Below are 5483 nucleotides of genomic sequence, written 5' to 3' on the forward strand. Positions count from 1 at the left end.
TGAAAAGGAAATAGAAAGTATAGGCGTTAATCTGGTTGATAATGGTATTTTTAATACTAAAAATTCAGTTTATGAAGTAATAACAGCCAATGAAGATGTAGACAGAGTTATTTCAAATGGAGTACCTCTATATTTATTAGGCGTTTATTCAGATACTGAATTCGGAAAATTAAAAGCCTCTATAGTAACTCAGTTAAATCTTCCAGTTACAGGTGAAAATTATAATTATGGAGATAATGTAACTATAGATGACGTTATAGTTGATGTGCCTTACCAGTCTACTTTAGATACCATTATTAATGGAGTAAATAAATTTAGTTTAGATGATGTTCTTGGAGAATCAGATGTTGAGTTTCAACTAAATGTTTTTGAATTAGGGACTTTTTTAAATACTTTAGATCCTAATGATCCAACAAAAACTATGCTTTATTACTCTGATAGAGATTATGTAAAACAAGGTAGTTCATTATATACGGGTAATTATAAGGTGAACCCTAATGATACTGTTGTATATGTTAATAGATATTTGTTTGATGGGGTAACAGTTTATGACAAAGACACAATTAAACAATCAGATTTAGGCCCTAGTCTTAAAATTCATTTAAATAAAGGCTTGATTCAAGAGCGTTTTGTTGATAATGCATCTGGAGTTGAGTTTTTATCTACAGAAGCGTTTCAAAAAGAATTTAAGGGTTTATATATTGAAGCTGAAGAATTAGCGGTGGAAAAATCACATTTAATTCCATTAGATTTGACAAAAGCTAAAATGACTATTTATTACTCAAATGATGAGGATGAAGGTATAGAGATAACCGATGAAAATGGAGTTATAACCTATGAAGGTCTTGATTTGAATGGCAATGGAGTAAAAGGAGAAGGAATTGTTAGAGTTAAACAACAATATGTATTTCCTTTTGGTACTATAAAATCAAATGTTTTAAAAAGAGATAGGGATAATTCAAAAGCAAGTGGAAATGACAGATTGTACGTGCAAGGAGCTGCAGGTTCTATAGCAACTATAGAATTAACAGAAATTGGAGAACAACTGGCAGATTTACAAGACAACAATTGGCTAATAACAGATGCAAGTTTAATCTTTTATGTAGATCAAAATGCTTCAAGCGATATTGAGCCAGAACAACTTTTCTTATATAATTACGATGATAATGAACAATTATTAGATATGATTACCGAAGGTTTAAACTCCTTTGGTGGTACATTAGAAAGAGATGATGCAGGGGAACCGTATAGGTATGTATTTAAAATAACAGACTATATTTCGGAATTATTAACTTCTAATGAGCCTTTGGATTTAGTGAAATTAGGATTAAAAGTATATAATTCAACAGACTCACCATTGAATATTACAGATACTACAATTAAAAACTTTAGTTGGAATCCAAGAGGTGTTGTTTTATTTGGGAGTGATATTAGTGCAGGTGAAAAGAGAATTAAGCTAGAAATTTCATATTCCGAAATTAATAATTAATTAAAGCAAATATTAATGTGTGGCATTGTAGGTTATTTAGGTTATAGAAAAGCATACCCAATTGTAATAAATGGATTACAAAGGTTAGAGTATAGAGGTTATGACAGTGCCGGAATTATTTTAATGAATGATTCTAAAGCTAATTTATATAAAACAAAAGGAAAAGTTTCAGACCTTAAAGAACTAGTTGAAAAAAGCAATGTTGAAGGTAATTTAGCATTGGGTCACACGCGTTGGGCTACTCATGGAGTTCCCAATAATGAAAACTCTCATCCACATATTTCAAATTCAGGAAAGTTAGTAATTGTTCATAATGGTATTATTGAAAATTATAATACTCTAAAAAAAGAACTTATAATTAGAGGATATACCTTTAAAAGTGATACAGACACTGAAGTTTTAATTAATTTAATTGAAGAAGTTCAAAAAAAGAATAATTGCTCCTTAGAAAAAGCAGTTCAATTAGCATTAACAAATGCTGTTGGAGCTTATGCAATTGCTGTTTTTGATGTTTCAAAACCAGATGAAATAGTTGTTGCACGTTTAGGAAGCCCAATTGCCATTGGTATTGGTAAAAATAATGAAGAATTTTTTGTAGCATCTGATGCTTCACCATTTATTGAATTTACAAAAGATGCAGTATATTTAGACGATGAAGAGTTAGCAATAATTAAAATAGGTGAAGATATAAGAATTCATAAAATACAAGATAATTCTTTTGTTGAACCTAACATTCAAGAGCTAAAACTAAATTTAGAACAAATAGAAAAAGGTGGTTATGATCACTTTATGTTGAAAGAAATTCATGAACAACCTAATGCAATTCTAGATACTTATAGAGGACGTCTTTTACCAGAGCAAGGCATTATTAAAATGGGTAGTGTTGATAATAACATTGCTAAATTTTTAAATGCAAACCGTATTATAATTGTAGCCTGTGGTACTTCTTGGCATGCTGGTTTAGTTGCTGAATATTTATTTGAAGATTTAGCTCGTATTCCTGTTGAAGTGGAATACGCATCAGAATTCAGATATAGAAATCCAATAATTAACAAAGGAGATATTGTTATTGCAATATCACAATCAGGTGAAACAGCTGATACATTGGCTGCTATAAAATTAGCAAAATCTAAGGGGGCTTTTGTATTTGGAGTTTGTAATGTGGTAGGTTCATCTATTGCCAGAGAAACAGATACAGGTGCCTACACACATGCTGGGCCTGAAATTGGTGTTGCTTCAACAAAAGCTTTTACAACTCAAATTACAGTACTTGCTTTAATGGCTTTAAAATTAGGTAATTTAAAAGGAGAACTTTCAAATTCACAATTTAATGCATACATTCAAGAAATGAGTTTGATTCCTTCTAAAGTAGAGGAAACGCTAAAAATTAATGCAATTGTAGAAGAAATAGCTTCAATTTATAAAGACGCTCCAAATTGTTTATATTTAGGAAGAGGATATAATTTTCCAGTAGCATTAGAGGGTGCTTTAAAATTAAAAGAAATATCTTATATTCATGCAGAAGGATATCCTGCGGCTGAAATGAAACATGGTCCAATTGCTTTAATTGATGAATCTATGCCAGTAGTTGTTATTGCAACAAAAAAGGGGCATTATGACAAGGTTGTAAGTAATATCCAGGAAATAAAATCCAGAAAGGGAAAAATTATTGCCATTGTTACTAAAGGAGATACAATTGTAAAAGGTCTCGCAGATCACATTATAGAAATTCCTGAAACTGAGGAAGCTTTTACACCATTATTAGCTACAATACCTTTGCAATTACTTTCATATCATATAGCAGTTATGCGTGGTTGTAATGTAGATCAGCCAAGAAATTTAGCGAAATCAGTTACCGTAGAATAAAAAGAAGAGATTTTTATACGTTAAGAAAACATTTTATTGTTCAATGGCATCATGAATCATAGTAATATTACCATGATTCCATATTTTTAAAATATCAGTTGCAACTTGAGCTCCACTACCTGCAGCTATTGCATACTGACTAATGTGGCCGGCTAAAACACCCGCTACAAAAACACCTTCAAAAACCAAATGATTTACATTTTTTAGCATAATACGTTCTTTTTGAGGCGGTAAATTATGATGAGGCACTACAAATTTTGTTAATCCTTCAATATTAAAAAGATTTGAAGGACCAACTGCAACTACAACCATTTTTGTTTTGTAGCTATTTTTATTTGTAAAAACAGTAAAATCAGGAGATATTCCCTCAATTTTAGTCACTTTTTCTTTCTCAATTTGAACAACCTCTGGATATACTTCTGAAAGTTGGACTAAACCACTTTCAAGAATTTCATCACCTGTAGTTCCTTTTTTAAAACCTAAAACATTATTAAGTACGGCACTTTTTAATGCTGAACTTTTTTGATGTGTTATAATACCAATCTTTTTATCTTTTGCAAAAGGCTTATTCACAGCCGATCCCAAAATTAAAGCACATGATAATCCAGCAGCACTTCCACCAATAATTAATACGTCAAAAGAGTTCATAATTTTATTATTTTATTAAACCTTGAATATTTGTAGCAAACAATTTTACAGCAATAGCTAAAAGAATAACTCCAAATATTTTTCTTAAAATATTAATACCATTTTTACCTAAAATCTTTTCAATTTTCACAGATGTTTTTAATACAATATACATAAAAATCATATTAATAATTATAGCAATTACAATATTAATTGTGTCATATTCGGCTCTTAACGATAAAATGGTTGTTAAACTACCAGGTCCTGCAATTAAAGGGAAAGCCAATGGAAATACAGAAATAGTTTTTGCACTTGTTTCTTCTTCTTTGTACAGAGAAATACCTAAAATCATTTCCAATGCTAAAAAAAACAAAATAAAAGCACCTGCAACTGCAAATGAGTTAACATCAATTCCAATTAAATTTAAAATACTTTTTCCTAAAAATAAGAAAGAAATCATAATTAAACCAGCAATTAATGAAGCTTTTTCAGATTGAATATGACCAAATTTAACGCGTAAATCTATCACAATTGGGATATTTCCAATAATGTCAATTACAGCAAATAACACCATAGTGGCAGTTAAGATTTCTTTAAAATTTAATTCCATTATTTCACTTTTTTTAGTAAGGTTGGCAAAAGTATAAAATCACTACTTAAATTATAGTAAAAGTATGTAAAAAAATAGTTTATTTTTGCAGGATGTTTCAATTAGGAAAAACCATAGTTTCAGAAAATATTATAGAGAAGGAATTTGTCTGTAATTTATCAGCGTGTAAAGGAAAATGTTGTATAGATGGAGAAGCCGGAGCTCCATTAGAAGAACATGAACTTCAAATATTATTAGATATTTACCCAAAAGTTAAACCGTTTTTAAGACCAGAAGGAATTGCAGCAATTAACGATCAAGGACTTTTTATCACCATTGAAGGTGAATATGAAACAACTTTAATTGATGAAAAAGATTGCGCTTTTGTTATTTTTGATGATAAAAATACTGCAAAATGTGGTATTGAAGAAGCTTATAACCAAGGCGTAATAAAGTGGAAGAAACCAATTTCTTGTCATTTATACCCAGTTCGTATTATGGAATACAGTGAATTTTCAGCTGTAAATTATCATCAGTGGCCAATTTGTGATGATGCCTGCACGTTAGGAAAAGAATTACAAGTGCCAGTCTACAAATTTGTAAAAGAAGCTTTAATAAGAAAATTTGGGAAAGATTGGTATGCAGAACTTGAAAAAGTAGCTGAAAATTATAAGAAGTAATATTTATAAAACATAACTAGCTTAGAAAAAATTAATATTTTGTAATTTTACAAGGATAGGAAATTTTTTAGGGTATGAAAATAAATCACACCAAGCATCCATAATTTTAAAAGACAGCACTAATTCTGAAGAATTTTCATATAAATGAATTAGAATATAAATAGCAGTTGAAATTGATACCATTTCAATAGTAAATGCCACTATTTTTAATCCAATTTGGCTTAAAAGAGAA

At 29.8% G+C, this 5483-nt stretch carries 6 protein-coding genes; 3 read left to right on the top strand and 3 right to left on the bottom strand.

The genetic code is table 11. From position 1 onward, the window contains the following. On the top strand, positions 1 to 1489 hold a 1489-nt coding region (locus ABY863_RS12565), incomplete at its 5' end, for a DUF4270 domain-containing protein (protein WP_372795364.1). 15 nt (positions 1490 to 1504) lie between these two features. Further along, the gene (glmS, locus tag ABY863_RS12570; RefSeq protein ID WP_372795366.1) at positions 1505 to 3355 is read left to right on the top strand and encodes a glutamine--fructose-6-phosphate transaminase (isomerizing); all 1851 of its coding nucleotides are present in this window, start codon (positions 1505 to 1507) and stop codon (positions 3353 to 3355) included. A gap of 33 nt (positions 3356 to 3388) precedes the next feature. Here the strand turns inward: glmS and ABY863_RS12575 are convergent, their stop codons facing one another. After that, a complete protein-coding gene (locus ABY863_RS12575; protein ID WP_372795368.1) occupies positions 3389 to 4003 on the bottom strand; it encodes an FAD-dependent oxidoreductase in 615 nt (204 codons plus the stop codon). 7 nt (positions 4004 to 4010) lie between these two features. Next, positions 4011 to 4592, bottom strand: coding sequence for a MarC family protein (locus ABY863_RS12580; RefSeq protein ID WP_372795370.1), 582 nt, complete (start codon positions 4590 to 4592; stop codon positions 4011 to 4013). Between the two features lie 92 nt (positions 4593 to 4684). Here ABY863_RS12580 and ABY863_RS12585 point away from each other — a divergent pair, with 92 nt between their 5' ends. After that, on the top strand, positions 4685 to 5251 hold the full coding sequence (locus ABY863_RS12585) for a DUF3109 family protein (RefSeq protein WP_372795372.1): 567 nt from the start codon (positions 4685 to 4687) through the stop codon (positions 5249 to 5251). Between the two features lie 21 nt (positions 5252 to 5272). Here the strand turns inward: ABY863_RS12585 and ABY863_RS12590 are convergent. Beyond that, positions 5273 to 5483, bottom strand: a 211-nt coding sequence (locus ABY863_RS12590) for a hypothetical protein (RefSeq protein ID WP_372795374.1), incomplete at its 5' end; no start/stop codon positions are given.

This window comes from Lutibacter sp., from assembly GCF_041562875.1.
GTDB lineage: Bacteria > Bacteroidota > Bacteroidia > Flavobacteriales > Flavobacteriaceae > Lutibacter.